Genomic DNA, 19,847 nt, shown 5'->3' with positions numbered 1-19,847 from the left:
CGCGCGAAAAATTCAGTCGGATTGTCAGTCGGTTACAGCGACTGGCGACACGTCGCAGGCCTCGCTACCATGGAGCCTTTCCGCCCCTCAATGATCCTAGCCTATGGCCAAGGCCGCACCCCCTGATTTAAGCGATACCGATGTGCCGGTGCAACCGCTGGCACGTACTTACCCGCGTGGGTTGTATATCGAGCCTCACGAACATGTGTGGGGCCAGTTGCTGTACGCGATGAGCGGCGTGATGTGGGTCGAGACACCCCATGAAGCACTGGTGGTGCCGCCGCAACGGGCGGTCTGGCTGCCGCCGGGTGTGCCGCACGGGATTCGCGTGGTCTCTGACTTGCAGATGCGCAACATCTACCTGCGGCCGTCATTGGCGGCGACACTGGACGACAGTGTGCAAGTGATTGAAGTCGGCGGCTTGCTGCGCGAACTGATCGTCGGGTTGGTGGAGCAGGGCGACGACGGTGCCCCGGATTACTACGACGCGCTGGTCGGCCTGGCCTTGCTGGAGCTCAAGCGCGCCCGGCGCTCATTGCTGAAAATACCGCTACCGGACGATTCCGACCGGCGGCTGATGAACTTGTGCCAGGCGGTCATGGCCTCACCGTCGCTGGACATTCCCTTCGAGCAGCACGCCGAAAATGCCGGTGCCAGCGTGCGTACCCTGGCGCGGTTGTTCAAGGACGGTTTGGGCATGGGCTTCGCCGAATGGCGGCGGCAGGTGCAACTGGCGACCGCGGCGGCCGAATTGATTCAGGGCGTACCGGTCAGTGCGATAGCCCGGGAACTGGGTTATTCGCCGAGCAGCTTCAGCGACATGTTCCGCCGGGAACTGGGTGTCGCGCCTTCGCAGTTTTGCGTGAGCCAGCAACGGGGCGGCGCTGCGTAAAAAGCGCTTTGGCCGACATTCAGAAGTACTTGGCCGACGTCCGTGGCGACCTCTCTCTAGACTCTGCGCATACCCTCTTATGCCACGGAGTCTGTCATGAACTACCTTATCTCGTTGGGTATCGGTCTGGGCGTCGGCCTGCTCTATGGCGCGCTGGATTTTCGTTCCCCCGCACCGCCGGCCATCGCGCTGGTGGGCCTGCTGGGCATGCTTGCCGGTGAGCAGTTGTGGCCCTTGGGTCGGCAACTGGTGGCGGGCTGGATCTCCTGAAACCTCTTATCCATTTGGTGGAAATGCCCATGAAAGCACTGCAATTCGACAAAACCGGCGACCTCTCGGCCCTGCGCTACGTTGAGGTGCCCACCCCCGTTCCCGGCGCTGACGAAGTGCTGGTCCAGATCAAGGCGGCGGGCCTCAATCCCAGCGATGTGAAAAACGTACTGGGGCGCTTTCCCTACACCACATTGCCGCGGATTCCCGGGCGTGATTTCGCCGGTATCGTCGTCGAAGGCCCGCAGGCGCTGATCGGCCAGGAAGTCTGGGGCACCGGCCGGGAGCTGGGCTTCTTTGCCGACGGTTCCCACGCGCAATTCGTCAAACTGCCGGCCAATGGCGTGGCGCTGAAGCCGACGCATCTGAGCTTTGCCCAGGCTGCCAGCCTCGGTGTGCCGTACACCACGGCGTGGGATGCGCTGGAGCGCAGTCTTGTCACGACCGGAACGCGGTTGTTGGTGATCGGCGGCGGGGCGGTGGGCAGCGCAGCATTGGCGCTGGCCAAAGTCCGGGGCGCCCAAGTGCTGGCGGCGGCGCGGCGGCCGGAGCAGGTCAAGGATTTGCAGGCTCAGGGTTATCAGACGCTGCAACTGGATAAGCCTGAGGACCTGGGCGCACAGGTCAACGCCGTGTATGCCGGCGGTGCCGACGTGATCTTCGACACCACCGGTTTCTGGCTACCGGCCTCGGTCCCGGCGCTGGCCGCGTTCGGTCGCATCGCAATCATCGCCGCGCCGGCGGATGGGCATGTGCAATTGCCGGCCCTGGCGCTGTATCGCAAGGGCGGTTCGGTGGTGGGGATCAATTCGTTGCTGTACGGGGTTCAGGCGTGTGCGGCGATGCTCGAACAGTTCGGAAGCTTTTTCGATCAGGGCCTGTTGCCGTTGCCGGAAGGGCTAGTTGAATCGCCGTTGGCCGAGGGGCTGGAACGGTATGCCGAGGTGAATCAGGGCAGTGGCGACAAGGTGATTTTGTTGCCGTAAAGAGCTTCGCGGGCAAGCCTCGCTCCTACAGGTTGGTGTCGATTTCGAACCGTAGGAGCGAGGCTTGCCCGCGAAAGCGTCCTCAAGCCGAACTCAAGCCTCAGGCACGCCTTTCTCCCAAGCCGACCAATTCTTCAGAATCTCCTGCACCAACGGATTCCCCGTGCGGTACAGGTTCTCCAGTGCCGGCACAAACCCGCCCTGATCGGCGTATTTGAGCAGGTTATCCACCTCGCTCTGGCCCGGCGCGGGCCGGTCGAAGTCGGAACCGGCGCGTACCACCGCCAAACGGCGGACATCCACCAGACCTTCGCGACTGGCCCGCAGCAGTGCCTCGTAGGTGGAGTTGTCTTCCTGCTGAGTGGTGCAGTAGACACCTTCGTTGTTGGTCAGCAATTTTGTCCAGACTTCCGCCCGCTCACTCAAGCGCGTCCCGGAAAACCAGGTATTGCCCGCCAGCGTGTCGCACTGGGTCACCACCGGCGGCTGATTGGCCGGGGCCGACGGATACTTCAAGCGCCACGCCGCCGACTCCTTGCTCTCGCTCAGTTCGACCTTGTGGCTCAGGGCGAAGGCTTTGGCCTGCAACTTCGGATTGAGTTCGAAGACTTCGGTCTTGTAATCCAGCGGCGGTTTTTCGTTCGGGCCTTTGGTGTTGATGCCCAGGTAACCGGTCGGCCAGTCTTTCGGCGCGTCCCGGGAGTCCAGTTCCCACTGGGTGCCGAACTCCACCAGGTAGTGCGCCCACGCGGTGGTGCCGAGGGTCCCGTGTTTCGGGCTGATGCCGGCAATCCCGGCGATCAGGAAGTAACTTTTGCGCAGGTCGAATTTCGGCGACAGCGCCAGGGCCAGGGTCGAGGCCGCCGCATTGGTCTGGCCCATGCCGGTGACCATCAGGCATACCTGTTCGATGTTGCAGCGAATGTTCGGGTACTCGGCGGACAGGCCCGGTACTCGCACTTCCTGCTTGAGTTCCAGGCGATCGATCCAGTTCTGCGCCTCGGGAGCGAACATAGTGATCAGCATCACTTTCGGCTGGATCGGCGCTTCTACCGCCCAGGCAGAGGAAGAGAGCAGGGTGCTTGCCGCAAAACCGACAGACAGGGAAATACGCGTCATTGCTTTCATAAAACCTCCTGATTCAAATGAGCCTTAAAACTGATAGCCGACACCGGCGTAGTAACCCCAGCCGTTGGAACGGGCGCGGAAGTCGCCGTCGCCGAAATTCAACTCACTGCCGTCCTCCCAGTTGCCGCCGTTGTGGAAGTAACGGCCGACCAGGGTGAAACGCAAGTGGGTGAAGGCGTAGAGCAACACGTTGGTGGCCACGGTGGCATTGGCGGTGCGGGCCGGGTTGTCCTTGTGCAGATCGGAGCCGAAGTCGAAGTTGGTGAAACCGATGTAGGTCAACGAAGCGCCGTTGCTGAAACTGCTGATGGGCACGATGTATTTGAGCTGGGCGCGGTAGCCGTCCCACGAATACTCGTTACTGGCGCCGTAGTTTTCCCACTGGTAGCGACCGTAGAAGTTGGCCGACAGGTTGACCCGCGAATGGGTGTCGATGTCGGTGCCGAGGCCGCTGTACAGCGTGTTGGCGCGGTTGGCGCGGTTGCTGCCGTGGTCGTAGATCCAGTCGAACGCCACGTACCATTCCTTGAACGGCCCTACAGCCAGACTGCGGCCGGCCAGGTAGTCGATGGAAATCCGCGGTTCGTGCTCCATGAACACTGGCGAGCCGTGGTCCCATACGCCTTTGTCATGGCTGTTGCCGATGTCGAAGATCTTCGGAATGTCGATGTAGCCGTACAACTCGAACGGCCCCTTGCGGCCGAAGTACTCGTATTCCAAGTAGATGTCGTCGGCCGGTTGCGGGCCGAAACTGATGTCCTTGCTGCCGATGACGGTCAGGTCCTGATTGAACCAGTCCGACAGGTACGCGCCTTTTTTTGGTGGGTTGGCTTCAGGGCTGAGGGCTTCGCCCTGGGCGGATTCTTCGGTGGTGGTCGGTTGGGCCAACGCGGAGCTGCTGAGTAGTCCTGTAACGCTGGCCAACAGCAAGGAAACAGCAAACGTGCGCGAGCAAGTCACGCGACTGGAGGTGCAATGCATTAAAAGTCCCTTTTCGTGCGGATCGAAGCCCCGGTGGTGCGGGCTTGTGCGGTTTAAGTGGCGAACAGGCCGGTATCGGCGGCTCGCAAACGTTTGCACAAGCTATACCAATTTTCGCAATGCGCTGAAAAGCCGGAGGAATTGGCGGTTTTGCTGTCCTTTTGGTCAAGGATTTCGAGGGGCGGGGGAAAGGCGGGGGAGCTGAATGCACCAAAGTGAGTTTCGCTGCACAAAGATCGTTCTTACGCGGCTTCTGCCAAATGGGGTTGCTGTAGAATCCTCGCCATTGACTTCACAAGGTGCATCCCATGAGCGAGCCGATACGTCTGACCCAATACAGCCACGGCGCAGGTTGCGGCTGCAAGATTTCGCCCCAGGTGCTGGAGGTGATTCTGGCCGGCAGCGGGGCGCAGAACCTGGACCCGAAACTCTGGGTTGGCAACGCCTCGCGCGATGACGCGGCGGTGTATGCCATCGATGAAGAGCGCGGCGTGGTGTCGACCACTGACTTCTTTATGCCGATCGTCGACGATCCGTTCGATTTCGGCCGTATCGCCGCCACCAACGCCATCAGCGACATTTACGCCATGGGCGGCGATCCGTTGATGGCAATTGCGATCCTCGGCTGGCCGGTCAATGTGCTGGCGCCGGAGATTGCCCGGGAAGTGATTCGCGGCGGGCGGTCGGTCTGCGATGAAGCGGGAATCCCCCTGGCCGGCGGCCATTCCATCGACGCACCTGAGCCGATCTTCGGCCTGGCCGTGACCGGACTGGTGGAAAAGCGCCACATGAAGCGCAACGACACTGCCACCGCCGGATGCCTGCTCTATCTCACCAAACCCTTGGGCATCGGCATCCTCACCACCGCCGAGAAAAAGGGCAAGTTGCGCAATGCCGACATCGGCCTGGCCCGCGACTGGATGTGCACCCTGAACAAACCCGGAAGCCGTTTTGGCAAGCTCGATGGCGTGACCGCAATGACTGACGTCACCGGTTTCGGCCTGCTCGGGCATCTGGTGGAAATGGCCGACGGCAGCAACGTGACCGCCCGCATCGGCTATGACCGTGTGCCGCGCCTGCCGGGCGTCGAGTATTACCTCGATCAGGGCTGCGTGCCCGGCGGCACACTGCGCAATTTCGACAGCTACGCCAGCAAGGTCGGCCGGCTCCAGGAGTTGCACAAACGCGTGCTCTGCGACCCGCAGACCAGCGGCGGTTTGCTGATTGCAGTCACGCCCGAAGGCGACGCAGCGTTCCTGGCGGTGGCGGCCGAACTTGGGCTGGCCCTTCAGCCGATCGGCGAACTGGTTGAGCGACAGACCCACGCGGTTGAGGTGGTTTGATGTCCAGAGACTTCACCGATTACCGCGACATCTTCCTCAACGACCGGCCGATGATGGATGTGCGCGCGCCGATCGAATTCCTCAAGGGCTCATTCCCCGGTGTGGTCAACCTGCCGCTGATGAATGACCACGAGCGGCAACGGGTCGGCACTTGCTACAAGCAACACGGTCAGCAAGCCGCCATCACGCTGGGGCATCAATTGGTGGCCGGCGCGACCAAGGCCGAGCGTATCCAGGCCTGGGCCGATTTTGCCCGGGCGCATCCGGATGGCTATTTGTATTGTTTTCGCGGTGGGCTGCGTTCGCAGATCACCCAGCAGTGGCTCAAGGACGAAGCGGGCATCGACTATCCGCGGGTCGGTGGCGGCTACAAGGCCATGCGCACCTTCTTGCTCGACACGCTCGACCAGGCCGTTGCCCAGTGCGATTTCGTTTTGCTGGGCGGCATGACCGGCACCGGCAAGACCGAGGTGCTCACGCAATTGAGCAACGCGCTGGACCTTGAAGGTCATGCCCATCATCGCGGCTCCAGCTTCGGCAAACGCGCCACCGGCCAACCCTCCAACATCGACTTTGAAAACCGCCTGGCCGTGGACGTGCTGAAAAAGCGTGCCAGCGGTATCGAGCAGTTTGTGCTCGAAGACGAGAGCCGCGCGATCGGCAGTTGTGCGCTGCCGTTGCCGCTGTATCAGGGCATGCAGCAGTTTCCGATGGTCTGGCTGGAAGACAGCCTGGAAGGGCGCGTCGAGCGGATCCTGCGCGATTACGTGGTGGATTTATGCGCCGAGTTCACCGAGGTGTATGGCGATGAAGGCTTCGCGCTGTTTTCCGAGCGGATGTTGGCGAGCCTGAACAATGTCCAGAAACGCCTGGGCGGCGAACGTCATCGGCGGATGCTGACCTTGATGGAGGATGCGCTGGCGGAACAGGCCAATAGCGGCGCGGTGGATTTGCACCGGGGCTGGATCGAAGGGTTGCTGTGTGAGTATTACGACCCGATGTATGTGTTTCAGCGGGAGAAGAAGGGGGCGCGGATCGAGTTTGTCGGGGATCGGGGGGCGGTTCTCGAATATTTGCGGGAGCGGGGTAAGCAGCGGGGGTGATGTTGTTTTTACTGGCCCCTTCGCGAGCCTGCTCGCGATGAGGCCTGGCAGGTGCCCGACCGCTTACGTCGGACAAGTCTCCGGGCCGTTATTGAGCCCTTGCTTATAGAGGTGGCTCTGCAGGCTGGCCTTGCCGTTGTGCCAGGTCAGCGTGAGCACGTACAGCGAGTCATAGTCGCTGGATGCCCAGTCATCGGCGATGCGCTGTTCTGAGCCGACGGCTTCCCCGGCGACCTTGTTGATCAGCTCGGGCAGGTAGCCATGAGACCAGGCGGTATAGATGATCGAGTTGTGATACTTGTCGCGAAGCAGTTCATCGGCCAGGTCGCTGGTGTCGTTGGCCGAAAATTCGATGTTCACTGGCAAGCCGAGCTTGATCGCGCTGGGGCTGATGGTCATCAGGGGGCGAATGTAACTGTAGGAATTATCCAGTTCGCCTTCCTCTACATTGCGCGTCGGGTTGGCGGCAAACACGTAGTTGGCCTTGCCGAATTTTTCCGGCAGCAAGGTGGCCAGGTCGATGGCGCGGTTCAGTCCCTGACAATTGAGCTGACCCAGGCCGCCGGCCGGTTTTTCCGCGTGACGCAAAAACACCAGCGTCTGTGTACCGTCCACCGGTTGGGCGCGGCTTACACTGGACTCCAGTGACAAAAACAACGCGCTGGCCGCCAACAGAGCGGGCAGGAAGATATAAGCGCGATGTTTGAAGCGGTTGGTGAGTTTCAAAGGATTCATCATCGAATAGGTAATCTTCAGCGCATTTGGTTAAGGCCGACAAACCTTGACACCTCAAGTGCCTAGCATAGGGTGTTTGCCATGTCGTTGACCCGGTCCATTTCTAACAGGGCAATGCTCAGAGTCCGCTGAAGCCCTTTTGGTTCGATTCGAGCTTCGATCCGGGCCAGGTGCCTGGCACTTTAGCGGCAACCTTGAACGGATTGGGGGGAAGGTTATCGACAGGATGTTTCGGATTGATGGGCACAGTACACATGTTAGCCCCGTCCCCCTTATGATCTTCACTCCGACTTTCCCGTGGAAGCTCCCGATGACCGATTTGTCTGCATTCCCCATCACTCGAAAATGGCCGGCCCAGTACCCGGAGTGGATCCAGCTCTATTCCTTGCCAACGCCCAATGGCGTCAAGGTTTCGATCATGCTCGAAGAGATCGGGTTGCCCTACGAGCCGCATCGTGTGGGCTTCGACACCCAGGATCAGCTGTCCCCTGAGTTTCTGTCGCTGAACCCCAACAACAAGATTCCGGCGATCCTCGACCCCCACGGCCCGGGCGACCAACCGCTGGCGCTGTTCGAGTCCGGGGCGATTCTGATTTACCTCGCCGACAAGAGCGGGCAACTGCTGGCCCAGGAGTCGGCAGCGCGTTACGAGACCCTTCAGTGGCTGATGTTTCAGATGGGCGGTATCGGGCCGATGTTCGGCCAGCTCGGCTTTTTCAACAAATTCGCCGGCAAGGACTACGAAGACAAGCGTCCCCGTGATCGTTACGTCGACGAAAGCAAGCGCTTGCTCAAGGTCCTCGATGGCCGTCTGCAAGGGCGCGACTGGATCATGGGCGAGCGCTACACCATTGCCGACATCGCGACTTTTCCGTGGGTGCGTAACCTGATCGGCTTCTACGAGGCCGGTGATCTGGTCGGCATCCAGAATTTCCCCAATGTCACTCGCGTGCTGGAGCGTTTCCTGGCAAGGCCGGCGGTGATTCGTGGGCTGGAAATCCCCAAGCAATCCCTTTGAATCCCTCATCACCAAGGCAGGCAATGAGCTCATTCGATTTCAAGCAAGTAGATGTCTTCAGCCACGTCGTGCTCAAGGGCAACGCGCTGGCGGTGGTGTTCGGCGCAGACAAGCTCAGCGATGAACGCATGGCGGCGTTCGCGAACTGGACCAACCTCAGCGAAACCACTTTCGTGCTCGAACCTCGAGACCCCCGGGCCGACTATCGGGTACGCATCTTCACCACCCTGCAAGAGTTGCCGTTCGCCGGTCATCCGACGCTGGGCACCTGCCATGCCTGGCTCGAGGCCGGTGGGGTGCCCAAAGGCGAGGAGATCATTCAGGAATGCGGTGCCGGGTTGGTGCGAGTGCGTCGGCAGGGGGCGGAGCTGGCGTTTCTCGCGCCACCGTTGCTCAGGTCCGGCCCGGTGGACGCCGGGCTGGTCGAGCGTGTACGGCTGGGCCTCGGATTGGCGCCGGGAGCGATTGTGCGCACGCAATGGGTCGACAACGGTGCCGGTTGGCTTGCGGTGATGGTCGAGGACCGCCAGCAGATTCTGGACTTGCAGCCGGATCATGCACAGATGCTCGGCCTCGCCGTCGGTGTCATCGCGCCATGGCACCCCGAGCGCGATGGTGCTGAGGCGCAGTTCGAAGTGCGTGCATTCATCTCCGGCGACGGCATGCCGGAAGACCCGGCCACCGGCAGCCTGAACGCCGGAATCGCTCAATGGTTGCTCAGCGAAGGGCTGGCCCCGGCATCTTATGTCGTCAGTCAGGGCCTGACCATGGGCCGCGCCGGGCGGATTCGGGTGGAGCAGGTGGGAGATGAGATTTGGATTGGTGGTGCTGTCGTGACGTGCATTGCCGGAACGCTGACGATCTAACCTGTGAGAGCAGGCGGTATTCGATGCGGGCGATTGTTGCCGCCGCGGTAACGTTGTCTTGAGCGATCGAGGTTTGTGTCCCGCACCTTGCAGGGCATAAGCTTTGCGCCCTACGAGTTTCGTCTCTTCAGGAAGGTCCATGTCCAGTCAGTTCCCCGAAGCACGTCCACGCCGTCTGCGCCGCAATGCGAGCCTGCGCAGCCTGTTCCAGGAAACCGAGTTCAGCTTGAATGACCTGGTGCTGCCGATTTTCGTCGAGGAAGAGATCGACGATTTCGTGCCGATCAAGAGCATGCCCGGGGTGATGCGCATTCCCGAGTCGAAACTGGCCGGCGAGATCGAGCGTTACGCCCGGGCCGGGATCAAGTCGGTGATGACGTTCGGCGTGTCTCATCATCTGGACAGCAACGGCAGCGACACCTGGAACGATAACGGCCTGGTGGCGCGCATGTCGCGCATCGCCAAAAACGCCGTGCCGGAAATGATCGTGATGTCCGACACCTGTTTTTGTGAGTACACCGACCACGGCCATTGCGGCGTGTTGCACCAGCACGAAGTCGATAACGACCAGACCCTGATCAACCTCGGCAAACAAGCCGTGGCCGCCGCCCGGGCCGGTGCCGATGTGATCGCGCCGTCGGCGGCGATGGACGGGCAGGTCCAGGCGATTCGCCGGGCGCTCGATGCGGCGGGTTTCAGCCAGACGGCGATCATGGCCTATTCGACCAAATTCGCCTCGGCGCTTTATGGCCCGTTCCGCGAAGCCGGCGGCAGTGCGCTCAAGGGTGACCGCAAAAGCTATCAGATGAACCCGATGAACCGTCGTGAAGCGGTGCGTGAGTCGTTGCTGGACGAACAGGAAGGCGCCGACGCGCTGATGGTCAAGCCGGCCGGCGCGTACCTGGACATCATCCGCGACATCCGCGAAGCCTCGCGTCTGCCGTTGTCGGCGTATCAGGTGAGCGGTGAATACGCGATGATCAAATTCGCCGCCCAGGCTGGGGCGATCGATGAAGATCGCGTCGTGCGTGAGAGTCTGGGGGCGATCAAAAGGGCGGGGGCGGATTTGATCTTCACCTACTTCGCAATGGACCTGGCCCTGGCCGGGATCTAACAAATCAAAAGATCTTCAGGTGATATAAGGCCGTATCCCATGATCGCGGAAATACCGTTCGATCACCTTCGGATCGGCGCTGTAATCGGCGATCGCCACATAAGTATCGGGGCGCAGCAGGTAAAACCCGTTGCGCGCCAGTCCCACGGTTTCAAACACCGGTCGCCAGTCGAACACCTGCAACGGCAGGTGATGCGCGCTGCACCAGGCGATCATCTCGTCGCTGGTTTCGCCATACACATGCACCTGCCAGGTCAGGTATTTCAGCGATTCGAAGTTGTCCCCTTCATCGTCGTGGGCCCAGGGCAGGCGATCACCGCCGTGAATATGGCCGGTAACGCCCTCACTCAACGGCATGCCGCGATAGTTGAGGGTGGTCTGTGACACCGTGCGAAACAGGAACTCCCGGACGGCCTCGAACGAGATCATTTTCGGGATCAAAAAGGGCGCCACGCGCATGCGCATTACGTCGGCAATTGGCCCATCGGCCGTGACAAAATTGAACACCCGATCAGTGGTGGCCACCAGACGCTGGGCAAAGGCGATGCGTTCGGTTTCATAACTGTCGAGCAGTTTGGCCGTGGCGCTGCCGCTTAACACCGCCGCGAGCTTCCAGGCCAGATTGATCGCGTCGCCAATCCCGGTGTTCATGCCCTGGCCACCCGCCGGGCTGTGGACATGGGCGGCGTCACCCAACAGAAACGCGCGTCCGGTACGAAAGTGATCCGCTACCCGGTGATGCACGCGGTAGGTCGAGAACCAGTTCACCTGATCGATCTGCACCTTTAAATTCTCGATGGCCCGCCTGCTGACGTCTGCAAACTGGAGGGTTTCGGCGCGCTCGGCGCGTTCGTCGCGAACCGTGCCGATCAGTCGGGCGCGACCTTCGCTGGACAAAGGAAAAATGGCGAGAAAGTCGGCTTCGTCGAGGTCCACATGCAATTCACCGTTGAACGTCGGGCCGCGGGCCTGCACATCCGCCACGTAGAAAATCTGTTGGTAGGTGCCCCCCGGAAAATCGGTGTCCAGGGATTTGCGCACGATCGAGCGGGCGCCGTCGCAGCCAGCGAGGTAGCAGGCCTGGCAGGTTTGCTGCTGGCCATCGGGCAAGCGCAGCGTTGCGGTGATGCCATCGCCGGTTTCCTCGAAACTGTGCAATTCGGTGTTGCGCTCCACCGTAATGCCAAAGGTCTCCAGGCGTTCGATCAGCAGTTGTTCATGCTCGTCTTGCGGATAGATTTCCAGGAACGCATAGGGCGTCAACCCCTCGCCGATGGCGCTCAGCGGCAGGTGTGCGACCGGTTCGCCCTTGACCCAGAAATTCGCGGCGCACACTTTATGGCCGTTCTGCACCACGGCGTCGCTGAGGTCGAGCTGGCGATACAGCTCCAGCGTTCGGGCCTGTACTGCCAACGCGCGTGAGGTAGTACCGGGGGCCGAGGTCTTGTCGATAATCCGCACCCCAATCCCCAGCTTGCTCAGCCACAGTGCCAGGACCAGCCCGGTCGGGCCGGCGCCGATGATCAGCACGTCGCTACGGTTCATGAGCCTGTCCTCCTCGGTGTGTGGATCAAGTATGGTTCAACCGGGGGGCACTCGCAGGCTCGACAGCTGCTACGGCGAACGAGTTGCTACGGAACAGGGAGAGGGCGGGATAGTCATAGCCTGCGCCATGCCATTGATCGTATGGTTAACCCGGCTCAACGGATTTGATGGAGCACCATGCAAGCCAATCGATTGATCATGAGCGTGGCCGCGCTGTTGGTACTGGCTGGTTGCGGCACTCAGCGCCCTCAGGAACCGCCGGCCCGCAAGCCTGCCGAGGTCAAGGCCGAGATCGTCAGCCTGCTGCCGGCCAAAACGGTCGACCGTCAGGGCTGGGCCACGGACATCTACGCAGCATTTGCCGCGCAAAAGATTTCGCCGACCACGCAAAACCTGTGTTCGGTACTTGCGGTCGCTGAGCAGGAGTCGACGTTTCAGGCTGACCCGCTGGTGCCAGGCCTGGGCAAGATCGCCCGGGATGAAATCGACCGCCGCGCCGATAAGGCCCACATCCCCGGCTTGCTGGTCAGCGGTGCCTTGCAGGTGCGTTCACCCAACGGCAAAAGCTACAGCGACCGACTGAATGCCGTGCGCAGCGAAAAAGAGCTCAGCGAGATTTTCGATGACTTCATCGGCATGGTGCCCATGGGCCGGACCTTGTTCGGCGGCTTCAACCCGGTGCACACCGGCGGGCCGATGCAGGTCAGCATCGACTTTGCCGAGCAGCATGTGCGGGATTATCCCTACCCGGTGAACGGCTCGATTCGTCACGAAGTGTTCACCCGTCGCGGTGGCCTGTATTTCGGTATCGCCCACTTGCTCGGCTATCCGGTGAGCTATCAGCAGCCGCTGTATCGCTTCGCCGATTTCAACGCCGGTTGGTACGCCAGCCGCAATGCGGCGTTTCAGAACGCGGTCAGTCGTGCGACGGGTATCCCGCTGGCGCTGGATGGCGACCTGGTGCGCTACGACTCGATTATGCCCGGCACCACGGAACTGGCGGTGCGCACCCTTGGCAAGCAATTGGACATGCGCAACCCGACCATTCGGGATCAACTGGAGGAGGGCAAAAGTCTTCAGTTCGAGGACACCACGCTCTATCAACGCGTCTTCGCTTTGGCCGAACAGGCCGAAGGCCGGCCATTACCCCGGGCGGTGTTGCCGGGGATCGTGCTGCAAAGCCCGAAAATCACCCGAAAACTCACCACGGCGTGGTTTGCTAAGCGGGTCGACGAGCGCTATCAGCGCTGTATGAAGCGCGCGGGAGGGTAACCGGGCAAGTTCGCTCCCACATGGTTCGTGCGCAGTCTTTGGCATCTGCTACAAAGAGAGAGTCGCAGAGGAGATTTAGTCATGTACCAGCTCTATGGGCATCAGAATTCGGGGGCGGCCGCCATCGAAGCCGCGCTGGAACTGTGCGAGGTTCCTTATCGCTTCATCGACGTTTCATCGTCCCCGCAGGCGCTGCATGCGCTGGAGAAGCTCAACCCGCTGAAGCAGGTTCCCACTCTGCAACTGCCTGATGGCGGCGTTCTTACCGAGAGTGCGGCCATCCTGATTCACCTGGGCCTTACGTTTCCGGAGTCGAATCTGTTGCCGGAAAATCCGATCAAGCGCGATCAGGTGATTCATGGCCTGGTGTATATCGTCAGCAATTGTTACACCGCCATCGGCATCATCGATTACCCCGAACGCTGGCTGGCCGAGGCGGACGAGTCGTCCCGGCAAAACCTCATGGCCGGTGCCCGCCAACGCCTGCATTGGCATTGGGAGGTGTTTGCCGATCAGTTCGCCGGCAAGTTGTACCTGGACGATGGAAAACCGGGCGCGCTGGATATTCTGGCAGCGGTGGTAACGCGGTGGGCGGGCACCCGGGAACACTTGCGCATTGCGCGGCCGGGGTTCTTCGCCTGGCTCGAACGCTTCGACCGCCACCCTGCATTGGCGCCGGTCTTCTCTCGGCATTGGCCATAGGAACACCGCCAAACACATGTTGTGGGGGAGGGGCGGGCTTATCTGTGGCGAGGGAGCTTTTGTGGCGAGGGGGGCAAGCCCCCTCGCCACAAAAGCCCCCTCGCACAGTGTGCAATCACTCGCCGCGAATGTACTGCTCCAGCTGCCGAATCAGTTCAGCCTGTTCGGCAATGGCTTCCTTGACCAGGTCGCCGATCGACAGCAAGCCCATCAGCTCACCGTCCTCCACCACCGGCAAATGCCGCAGGCGTTTGTCGGACATGATGCCCATGCAGGTTTCGACGGTTTGATGGGTGTCCACGGTGATCACCGGCGACACCATGATGTCGCTGACCGGTGTGCCGACGGAGGAGCGCCCCTTGAGCACCAGTTTGCGCGCATAGTCCCGCTCACTGATGATGCCGACGACCTTTCCGTCTTTGAGGACCGGTAACGCGCCGACGTTTTTGGCGGCCATCACCATCAGCGCTTCCAGCACCATTTGATGAGGCGCAATGGTGTGGACTGCCTGATTCTGTTGGGCCTTTAACTTGAGCAACTGGGCGACGGTTTTCATGACGGCTTCTCGGGTGTTGTCGTTGTTCTTGAAGAATCGTAGAGACACGCTCACAGAGCAAGGGAGAAAGCGGCAGATAACACGCAAATAGCGTCATTCAGGCTTTTTTTTCATAACCCCCCCCGATTCATCGAGAGAATGTGTCGATTAGCAGGATAGGCTCAGGCCCGGAGGGTGTTCAGTTTTGTCGCGTGTCGACCGGGGAGACCGGGTAACGGGGATTATGGGTTTTTTGGTTAATACCTTGAAATAGAGGGAGGAAAATCGAATAAAGAAATTCGGGTAGGCTCGTACCTCTAATAAGTCATGGATGACTCGTCATTATGTTTGATGCTCTAACGGCTGCTGAATCTACGCAGCGTTCACTTCCTGAGTCTATGACTCAGAGTCCGCACATACCTTTTATTGCCAAGTCTATTCCAGACTGGCTATTGAGCGCCCGTGCAGAAAATCGCACCGCTTTAAAACAGAATGTTGGACCTGCCATGCCCTGGTATGACATGGCGTCGGCGCAATTACGTGGTGAGATGAAAAGGGCGTTTGAGGACAGTTGGGTATCACAAAACGAAACTGATAAAACCCTGAACAAAATTCAGGAAGTCGAAACGTTCGCAGAACAGCTTTTAATCACTGCGCTGAAAGATAAATACGGCATTACCCTGGATGTCAAAGCGACCTACCTGCGGCTTTACTGCCCCAAGGGCATTGTCGTCGGGTTTGATGTGCGGACGCTGTCACTGCTTGAGGCCTCGCTGCATAACTTCGAAGTTAAAGAAACCCGAGCGGGTTATTTCGACAGGGCGAGCGACTTCATTACGAAGCCTTCCGCTTCCGGGCAATTCGACGTCGTGCCGATCAAACATAAACTGTCTGTCGAGGCCTTTGCAGCGCTGTGTCGTGAACTGGATATCGGGGCTCGATACCAAGCTTACCTGAAGGCATTCATGGGGTTCACCAACCCGGTGGCAAGGGCGGTGTTACAACATAAAGTACAGGCCAGCCAACAGGATGCGTTGCGTGCGGCCAGTGTTCTGGCGCTCATGAAACAAGACATCGATCACGATACTCACCGCATGCTGTTGAATCTGGTTGCGGGGCATCAAGCACTGACTTTGCAGGGCCAACCCATGCACTGTTACGAGTTGAGGATGATGGATACGGCCCTGACAGGCATTGTTCTGATTGCGGCGGACCTCGATAGCAGCCGTCAGATTGAACAAGTCATCGCCTATGTCCCCCATGATCCGGAACATCCGGTCAAACAATACCCCTCCCTGGCCAGCTTCCATAGAGAACTGATCTCACAATTACGCGTGCCTGAGTATCAGCGCTTTTTCAGCCGGTTTGTCCCTCATCAACAGCGAGGCACCTTCTTTTTCCAGCTCAATAACCGGCTTTCAAGCATTCAATGGCATGCATCCTTGCCGTTTGAACAAAAGCCGGCGTGGCGTGAGGAGCCGAATATCAATCCTGATTTGCGGATGACCTATCTGCGAAACAGCGGTGACTTCTGGACCCGTGACTTTCACCAGAAACTGAACAAGATCCTCAATGACGCTCGTGCGATGGCGGTTCCCACTGGCGATGAAGATGAAAAAACTCGTTGGGCGCGTTGGGATAGTTTTCAAAAGGTCGCCGCGGTCGTTCTTGAAGCGGCCACTTTTGTGGCGACGCTCTTTGTACCGTTACTTGGCGAGCTGATGCTGGCCTATACCGCCTATCAACTGCTTGATGAAACGTTCGAAGGGATTGTCGAGTGGTCAGAGGGGCAGAGAAGCGAAGCTGCCGGGCATTTGATCGGTGTGGCTGAAAGTCTGATCCAGTTGGGTGCATTCGCGGCAGGAGGCAAAGTAGTGGGCACCCTGTTGCCGCTCAAGTCGTCGCCCTTTATCGAGGGCATGAGGGTCGTAGAAAAGAGCGATGGCAGGTCGCGGTTATGGGACGCGGATCTGCAGCGCTACGCACAGTCGATTACCCTTGATGAGTCTGTCCGGCTGGATGAAAAGGGCATTTATCGACATTCCGGACAGGAGGTGCTGCCGCTCGATGGCACGCAGTTTGTGATTGAGCCTGATCCTGGATCGGATCAGTACCGCATCCAGCATCCCCGTCGGGGCGACGCCTATGCCCCCCGTCTTGTACACAATGGCGTTGGTGCGTGGGCGCATGAGGCTGAGCGCCCTCAGACCTGGCAGGGCGTCACCCTGATGCGACGCCTGGGACATCGCGTCGATTCGTTTTCCGATCAAACCCTGGAGCAGATCCGGATCGTCAGCGGTGTTGACGACGCGGTATTGCGCAAACTACATGTCGAGCATGAGCGGCCGCCGGCGTTGCTGGTGGCAACCATCAAGCGTTTTACCGCTGACCAGGAGGTTAAAACTTTCATCGAGCGAATAAGTAGCCGTGACCCGCAGGTGTATGGTCAGGCCGATGTGCAGACTCAACTGAAGCTGCTGACGGGTCATCGCAAATGGCCCAAGAACCGCACCGTGCAGTGGCTCGATGCGCAAGACAAGGTGCTCTGGCAATCTTCGCCAGACCTGGGCGAATCGATCATCAAGGTCAGATCCGGGCAGGCCGGTTACCACGATCTGGCCGCAACGATGCTCTCCCAACTGCAGGAACAGGAGGTCAAGACGCTGCTGGATGAAGCGTTTGGCAATGGAATCATCGCCCTGGATGTGCGGGCGGCCAGACTGCGTGCGCTCATCGCCACGGCGGCCAGTGAGCAAGAAACGACGTTGGTGGATGCTCGTTTCAGCCTTGATGAAGCTCCTGTCGGCCCCGACGTTGCGGCGCACGTTGGATGGTTGCGTAGTGAGTTTCCTCAATTGCCGGGTGCCATCATGGATGAGCTGCTGGTCGGTATCACCGAGGCGGAACAAAGACAGATGAGCGATCGACAGCATTTGCCGTTTCGTCTGCGGCAGGAGGTCCGCACGGCGATGCGCGAATGGCGGATTGTTCGGGCGTACGAGGGGCTGTATTTGCCCTCGAGCGCGAATCTGGATACCAGTCGGCTGGCGTTGCACAGCCTCGAGCGCCTGCCGGGCTGGTCGCCCGAGGTACGCATCGAAATTCGCAACCAGTCATTCGAGGGACCGCTGCTCGACAGTATCGGGCCGGAACACGCGTCCATTCGCAAAGTGCTGGTGCGAACCATGGAAAACACCTTTCAGTCCCATGACGAAGAGGGTAATACGCTGCATGGCGCCGACGATTTCTATACCGCCCTGTTACAAGCCTTGCCTGACGCCGCGCGCAGAAAACTGGGCCGCGAAATCGGCCAGGGCATCCAGTTGCGACAGACATTACAGAACGCACCGCTGACGCATGCGGCATTGCGCGAAATTCTCCCGGATCCCTCCATTCGACATGTAATGGACACCGCGGCCGCAACCCGTTTGCGCGGAGCCGTTCAGGGGTATGCACGGATCAATGAGCCTCTGCTCGGTACAGGGGGGACCTTGAGTCTGGAGGATCGGTTCAAGGTGCTGTACCCGCAGGCGAGTGCGGATACGTTTGCCGATTTTGTCCGCTCATCCGGCTCGCAGACTCAGGCGTTGCGGGGCATCGGCGAACGGGAATTGGAGTTCGAGGAACTGACCAAAGCCCTGGATAGCTGGGTGGCGATCGAGAGAGGCGAGCTTCTGCCCATGGATCAACGCTACCACAAGGGACGTTTTGCCAAGGCGATCAAGCAATGCTGGCAGGCTGCACTAACTTCGGGGCCGGACGGCTACGCCCTGGATCTGAATTTTCACTGGACGAGTGATTTTCTGGAGTATCTGCCAGCATTGAATGCTGATTTCCGGCATGTCAGTTCGCTACAGTTCCGCCATGTCGAACTGCGTACCGATATCACCGGTTTTCTTCGTTATTTTTCCAACTTGAGGGCGCTGGATTTGAGTGATAACGCGCTGGTCGCCGCCCCTCGCTTGCAAGAAAGTCTGCCGGTGCTCGAGCATCTGAACCTGTCCAATAACCAACTGACGCTGACCGCTGACAGTGTGGCGGATCTGGCTGGTCTGACTCGTCTGCAAACACTGAGACTGGCCGGCAACCCGGCGCTGTCGCAGCAGCCGGATGTCAGCCGGATGGCTGAACTCCACCTGTTGGATTTGCACGATACCGGTATCACGGAGTGGCCCACCGGCCTGCTCACGCTGCCGCGACCGCGCGCCTTTGAACTGGATCTGCAGGGCAATCCGATCGAACAGGTCCCCCAAGTGACACCCGGTTCGGAGCAGGCACGGCTTGTTGCCCGCACCCGCTTGAGCCGCGACCGGTTGTCTGATCAAGGTCGTGAACAATTTCAGAGCTATATGCGTTCTGTAGGGTATGACCCGGCACGCAGTTACCCGCCCAAAGGCGAGGAAACCAGTGTGTACTGGCTGGAAGGTTTGTCTGGCGCAGAACGACAAAGCAGGCAAACGTTGTGGGATGAGCTTGAAGGGGAGCCGAATGCCCAGGGGTTTTTCGAGGTGCTGGAGCAACTCGCCGACTCAGCCGATTACGTCGAAGAAGCCAGTCGCCCGGAGCTGACACAACGAGTGTGGCGCCTGCTCGATGCCGCTGCCCAGGATACCCCGCTGCGCGAAGAACTGTTTCGCCTGGCGAGCAACCCTGATTCATGCGCCGACGCCGGTGCGCAGATTTTCAATGAAATGGGGTTCAAAGTACTGGTTCACGAAGCGTATCTGGCCGGCAGCCCTGAGCAGATCGAAACCAGCCTGATCAGGTTGGCGAAGGGCAAGTCCCGTCTGGATCAGGTCAATGAAATCGCGCGCGCCACTGTCCAGAGCCGATTGCAGGCCGGTGAAAGCTTTATGGCGGTCGATGAAGACGGGGACATCACCGGTACCATCGACGAAGTGGAAGTTTATCTGGCGTTTCAGACCGGTCTGGCGGATCGGCTTGATCTGCCATGGCAATCTCGGGGCATGTTGTTCCGGGAGATGGCCGAGGTCAGTGATGCGCAGATAGATCAGGCGCATGAATCGGTTTTGACGCTTGAGGCGGGTGAGGGGCTGGTGAACCGGATGATTGAGCAGCGGTTTTGGTGCAAGTACCTGAAGAGTCGCCATGCGCAAGCATTCGCACAGAATTCGACGGCGTTTAATGCTCGCTCAGAGGAGCTGCTCAATCGGCATTTGGCGGGCACCGTCTCACAGCAGGTATATGAGCGCGAACTTCTTGAGTTGGCCGAGGGGCGTAAGGGATTATTGAGGACGCTGACAGCGCAGGCGTGGAAAAAGGCCGCATAGCCTGCACGGTACCGCATCGCATCACGCGACCGGTCTGTCGTTGCGCACAGACCGGTTTTTTTGGGG

General features: G+C 59.8%; 16 protein-coding genes. 11 read left to right on the top strand and 5 right to left on the bottom strand.

The annotated features are described in order from the left end of the window. The first annotated feature begins 103 nt into the window (after window positions 1-103). The 3 genes from PGR6_RS18920 (at window position 104) to PGR6_RS18915 (ending at window position 2,148) form a co-directional block, all read left to right on the top strand. Complete coding sequence (locus PGR6_RS18920) at window positions 104-892, top strand: AraC family transcriptional regulator (RefSeq protein WP_018925380.1); 789 nt, start codon at window positions 104-106, stop codon at window positions 890-892. Window positions 893-988: 96 nt separating this feature from the next. Then, window positions 989-1,162, top strand: a complete 174-nt coding sequence (locus PGR6_RS29595) for a DUF1427 family protein (protein WP_007933035.1) — start codon at window positions 989-991, stop codon at window positions 1,160-1,162. Between the two features lie 29 nt (window positions 1,163-1,191). After that, window positions 1,192-2,148 carry a quinone oxidoreductase family protein gene (locus tag PGR6_RS18915; protein ID WP_018925381.1) on the top strand — a complete coding sequence of 319 codons (957 nt, stop codon included), beginning with the start codon at window positions 1,192-1,194 and terminating at the stop codon, window positions 2,146-2,148. A gap of 93 nt (window positions 2,149-2,241) precedes the next feature. Here the strand turns inward: PGR6_RS18915 and PGR6_RS18910 are convergent, their stop codons facing one another. Both PGR6_RS18910 and PGR6_RS18905 read right to left on the bottom strand, forming a co-directional pair. Further along, window positions 2,242-3,276: a purine-nucleoside phosphorylase gene (locus PGR6_RS18910; protein WP_064618968.1), complete on the bottom strand. Its 1,035-nt coding sequence runs from the start codon at window positions 3,274-3,276 to the stop codon at window positions 2,242-2,244. A gap of 24 nt (window positions 3,277-3,300) precedes the next feature. Continuing rightward, window positions 3,301-4,257 carry a nucleoside-specific channel-forming protein Tsx gene (locus PGR6_RS18905; protein WP_064618966.1) on the bottom strand — a complete coding sequence of 319 codons (957 nt, stop codon included), beginning with the start codon at window positions 4,255-4,257 and terminating at the stop codon, window positions 3,301-3,303. 308 nt (window positions 4,258-4,565) lie between these two features. Here PGR6_RS18905 and selD point away from each other — a divergent pair, with 308 nt between their 5' ends. Next, entirely contained in the window at window positions 4,566-5,600 is a 1,035-nt protein-coding gene (gene selD, locus PGR6_RS18900; protein ID WP_019648372.1) for a selenide, water dikinase SelD, read from the top strand. Further along, the gene (gene mnmH, locus PGR6_RS18895) at window positions 5,600-6,703 is read left to right on the top strand and encodes a tRNA 2-selenouridine(34) synthase MnmH (protein WP_064618962.1); all 1,104 of its coding nucleotides are present in this window, start codon (window positions 5,600-5,602) and stop codon (window positions 6,701-6,703) included. Before selD ends, mnmH begins: the two co-directional genes overlap by 1 nt. A gap of 63 nt (window positions 6,704-6,766) precedes the next feature. On the opposite strand, the gene PGR6_RS18890 is transcribed toward mnmH, so the two are convergent. Further along, window positions 6,767-7,441 carry a hypothetical protein gene (locus PGR6_RS18890; protein ID WP_064618959.1) on the bottom strand — a complete coding sequence of 225 codons (675 nt, stop codon included), beginning with the start codon at window positions 7,439-7,441 and terminating at the stop codon, window positions 6,767-6,769. Window positions 7,442-7,748: 307 nt separating this feature from the next. Between PGR6_RS18890 and PGR6_RS18885 the strand changes: the two genes are divergently transcribed. From PGR6_RS18885 to hemB, 3 genes are all read left to right on the top strand, one after another. Then, the gene (locus PGR6_RS18885; RefSeq protein ID WP_064618955.1) at window positions 7,749-8,456 is read left to right on the top strand and encodes a glutathione binding-like protein; all 708 of its coding nucleotides are present in this window, start codon (window positions 7,749-7,751) and stop codon (window positions 8,454-8,456) included. Between the two features lie 23 nt (window positions 8,457-8,479). After that, entirely contained in the window at window positions 8,480-9,322 is an 843-nt protein-coding gene (locus PGR6_RS18880; protein WP_064618953.1) for a PhzF family phenazine biosynthesis protein, read from the top strand. A 139-nt stretch (window positions 9,323-9,461) separates the two neighbouring features. Next, window positions 9,462-10,436, top strand: coding sequence for a porphobilinogen synthase (gene hemB / locus PGR6_RS18875; protein ID WP_064618950.1), 975 nt, complete (start codon window positions 9,462-9,464; stop codon window positions 10,434-10,436). Between the two features lie 15 nt (window positions 10,437-10,451). On the opposite strand, the gene PGR6_RS18870 is transcribed toward hemB, so the two are convergent. Beyond that, window positions 10,452-11,981: an FAD-dependent monooxygenase gene (locus tag PGR6_RS18870; RefSeq protein WP_064618947.1), complete on the bottom strand. Its 1,530-nt coding sequence runs from the start codon at window positions 11,979-11,981 to the stop codon at window positions 10,452-10,454. Between the two features lie 177 nt (window positions 11,982-12,158). Between PGR6_RS18870 and PGR6_RS18865 the strand changes: the two genes are divergently transcribed. Together PGR6_RS18865 and PGR6_RS18860 are read left to right on the top strand one after the other, a co-directional pair. Beyond that, window positions 12,159-13,253 carry a DUF1615 domain-containing protein gene (locus PGR6_RS18865; protein ID WP_064618944.1) on the top strand — a complete coding sequence of 365 codons (1,095 nt, stop codon included), beginning with the start codon at window positions 12,159-12,161 and terminating at the stop codon, window positions 13,251-13,253. 81 nt (window positions 13,254-13,334) lie between these two features. After that, on the top strand, window positions 13,335-13,955 hold the full coding sequence (locus PGR6_RS18860) for a glutathione S-transferase N-terminal domain-containing protein (protein ID WP_018925392.1): 621 nt from the start codon (window positions 13,335-13,337) through the stop codon (window positions 13,953-13,955). A 115-nt stretch (window positions 13,956-14,070) separates the two neighbouring features. Here the strand turns inward: PGR6_RS18860 and PGR6_RS18855 are convergent, their stop codons facing one another. Continuing rightward, complete coding sequence (locus PGR6_RS18855; RefSeq protein ID WP_007939416.1) at window positions 14,071-14,511, bottom strand: CBS domain-containing protein; 441 nt, start codon at window positions 14,509-14,511, stop codon at window positions 14,071-14,073. 485 nt (window positions 14,512-14,996) lie between these two features. Between PGR6_RS18855 and PGR6_RS18850 the strand changes: the two genes are divergently transcribed. Further along, entirely contained in the window at window positions 14,997-19,781 is a 4,785-nt protein-coding gene (locus PGR6_RS18850) for an NEL-type E3 ubiquitin ligase domain-containing protein (protein WP_064618941.1), read from the top strand. Window positions 19,782-19,847: the final 66 nt, after the last annotated feature.

The organism is Pseudomonas sp. GR 6-02, from assembly GCF_001655615.1.
In the GTDB taxonomy this organism is placed as follows: domain Bacteria; phylum Pseudomonadota; class Gammaproteobacteria; order Pseudomonadales; family Pseudomonadaceae; genus Aquipseudomonas.
The sequence above is the reverse complement of the archived record's forward strand: the minus strand, read 5'-3'. Positions and strand labels throughout refer to the sequence as shown.

Excerpts from the sequence above, each read along its gene's own strand:
- PGR6_RS18920 (WP_018925380.1), top strand. The coding sequence starts at position 104 with ATGGCCAAGGCCGCACCCCCTGATTTAAGCGATACCGATGTGCCGGTG.
- PGR6_RS29595 (WP_007933035.1), top strand. The coding sequence starts at position 989 with ATGAACTACCTTATCTCGTTGGGTATCGGTCTGGGCGTCGGCCTGCTC.
- PGR6_RS18915 (WP_018925381.1), top strand. The coding sequence starts at position 1,192 with ATGAAAGCACTGCAATTCGACAAAACCGGCGACCTCTCGGCCCTGCGC.
- PGR6_RS18910 (WP_064618968.1), bottom strand. The coding sequence starts at position 3,276 with ATGAAAGCAATGACGCGTATTTCCCTGTCTGTCGGTTTTGCGGCAAGC.
- PGR6_RS18905 (WP_064618966.1), bottom strand. The coding sequence starts at position 4,257 with ATGCATTGCACCTCCAGTCGCGTGACTTGCTCGCGCACGTTTGCTGTT.
- selD (WP_019648372.1), top strand. The coding sequence starts at position 4,566 with ATGAGCGAGCCGATACGTCTGACCCAATACAGCCACGGCGCAGGTTGC.
- mnmH (WP_064618962.1), top strand. The coding sequence starts at position 5,600 with ATGTCCAGAGACTTCACCGATTACCGCGACATCTTCCTCAACGACCGG.
- PGR6_RS18890 (WP_064618959.1), bottom strand. The coding sequence starts at position 7,441 with ATGATGAATCCTTTGAAACTCACCAACCGCTTCAAACATCGCGCTTAT.
- PGR6_RS18885 (WP_064618955.1), top strand. The coding sequence starts at position 7,749 with ATGACCGATTTGTCTGCATTCCCCATCACTCGAAAATGGCCGGCCCAG.
- PGR6_RS18880 (WP_064618953.1), top strand. The coding sequence starts at position 8,480 with ATGAGCTCATTCGATTTCAAGCAAGTAGATGTCTTCAGCCACGTCGTG.
- hemB (WP_064618950.1), top strand. The coding sequence starts at position 9,462 with ATGTCCAGTCAGTTCCCCGAAGCACGTCCACGCCGTCTGCGCCGCAAT.
- PGR6_RS18870 (WP_064618947.1), bottom strand. The coding sequence starts at position 11,981 with ATGAACCGTAGCGACGTGCTGATCATCGGCGCCGGCCCGACCGGGCTG.
- PGR6_RS18865 (WP_064618944.1), top strand. The coding sequence starts at position 12,159 with ATGCAAGCCAATCGATTGATCATGAGCGTGGCCGCGCTGTTGGTACTG.
- PGR6_RS18860 (WP_018925392.1), top strand. The coding sequence starts at position 13,335 with ATGTACCAGCTCTATGGGCATCAGAATTCGGGGGCGGCCGCCATCGAA.
- PGR6_RS18855 (WP_007939416.1), bottom strand. The coding sequence starts at position 14,511 with ATGAAAACCGTCGCCCAGTTGCTCAAGTTAAAGGCCCAACAGAATCAG.
- PGR6_RS18850 (WP_064618941.1), top strand. The coding sequence starts at position 14,997 with ATGCCCTGGTATGACATGGCGTCGGCGCAATTACGTGGTGAGATGAAA.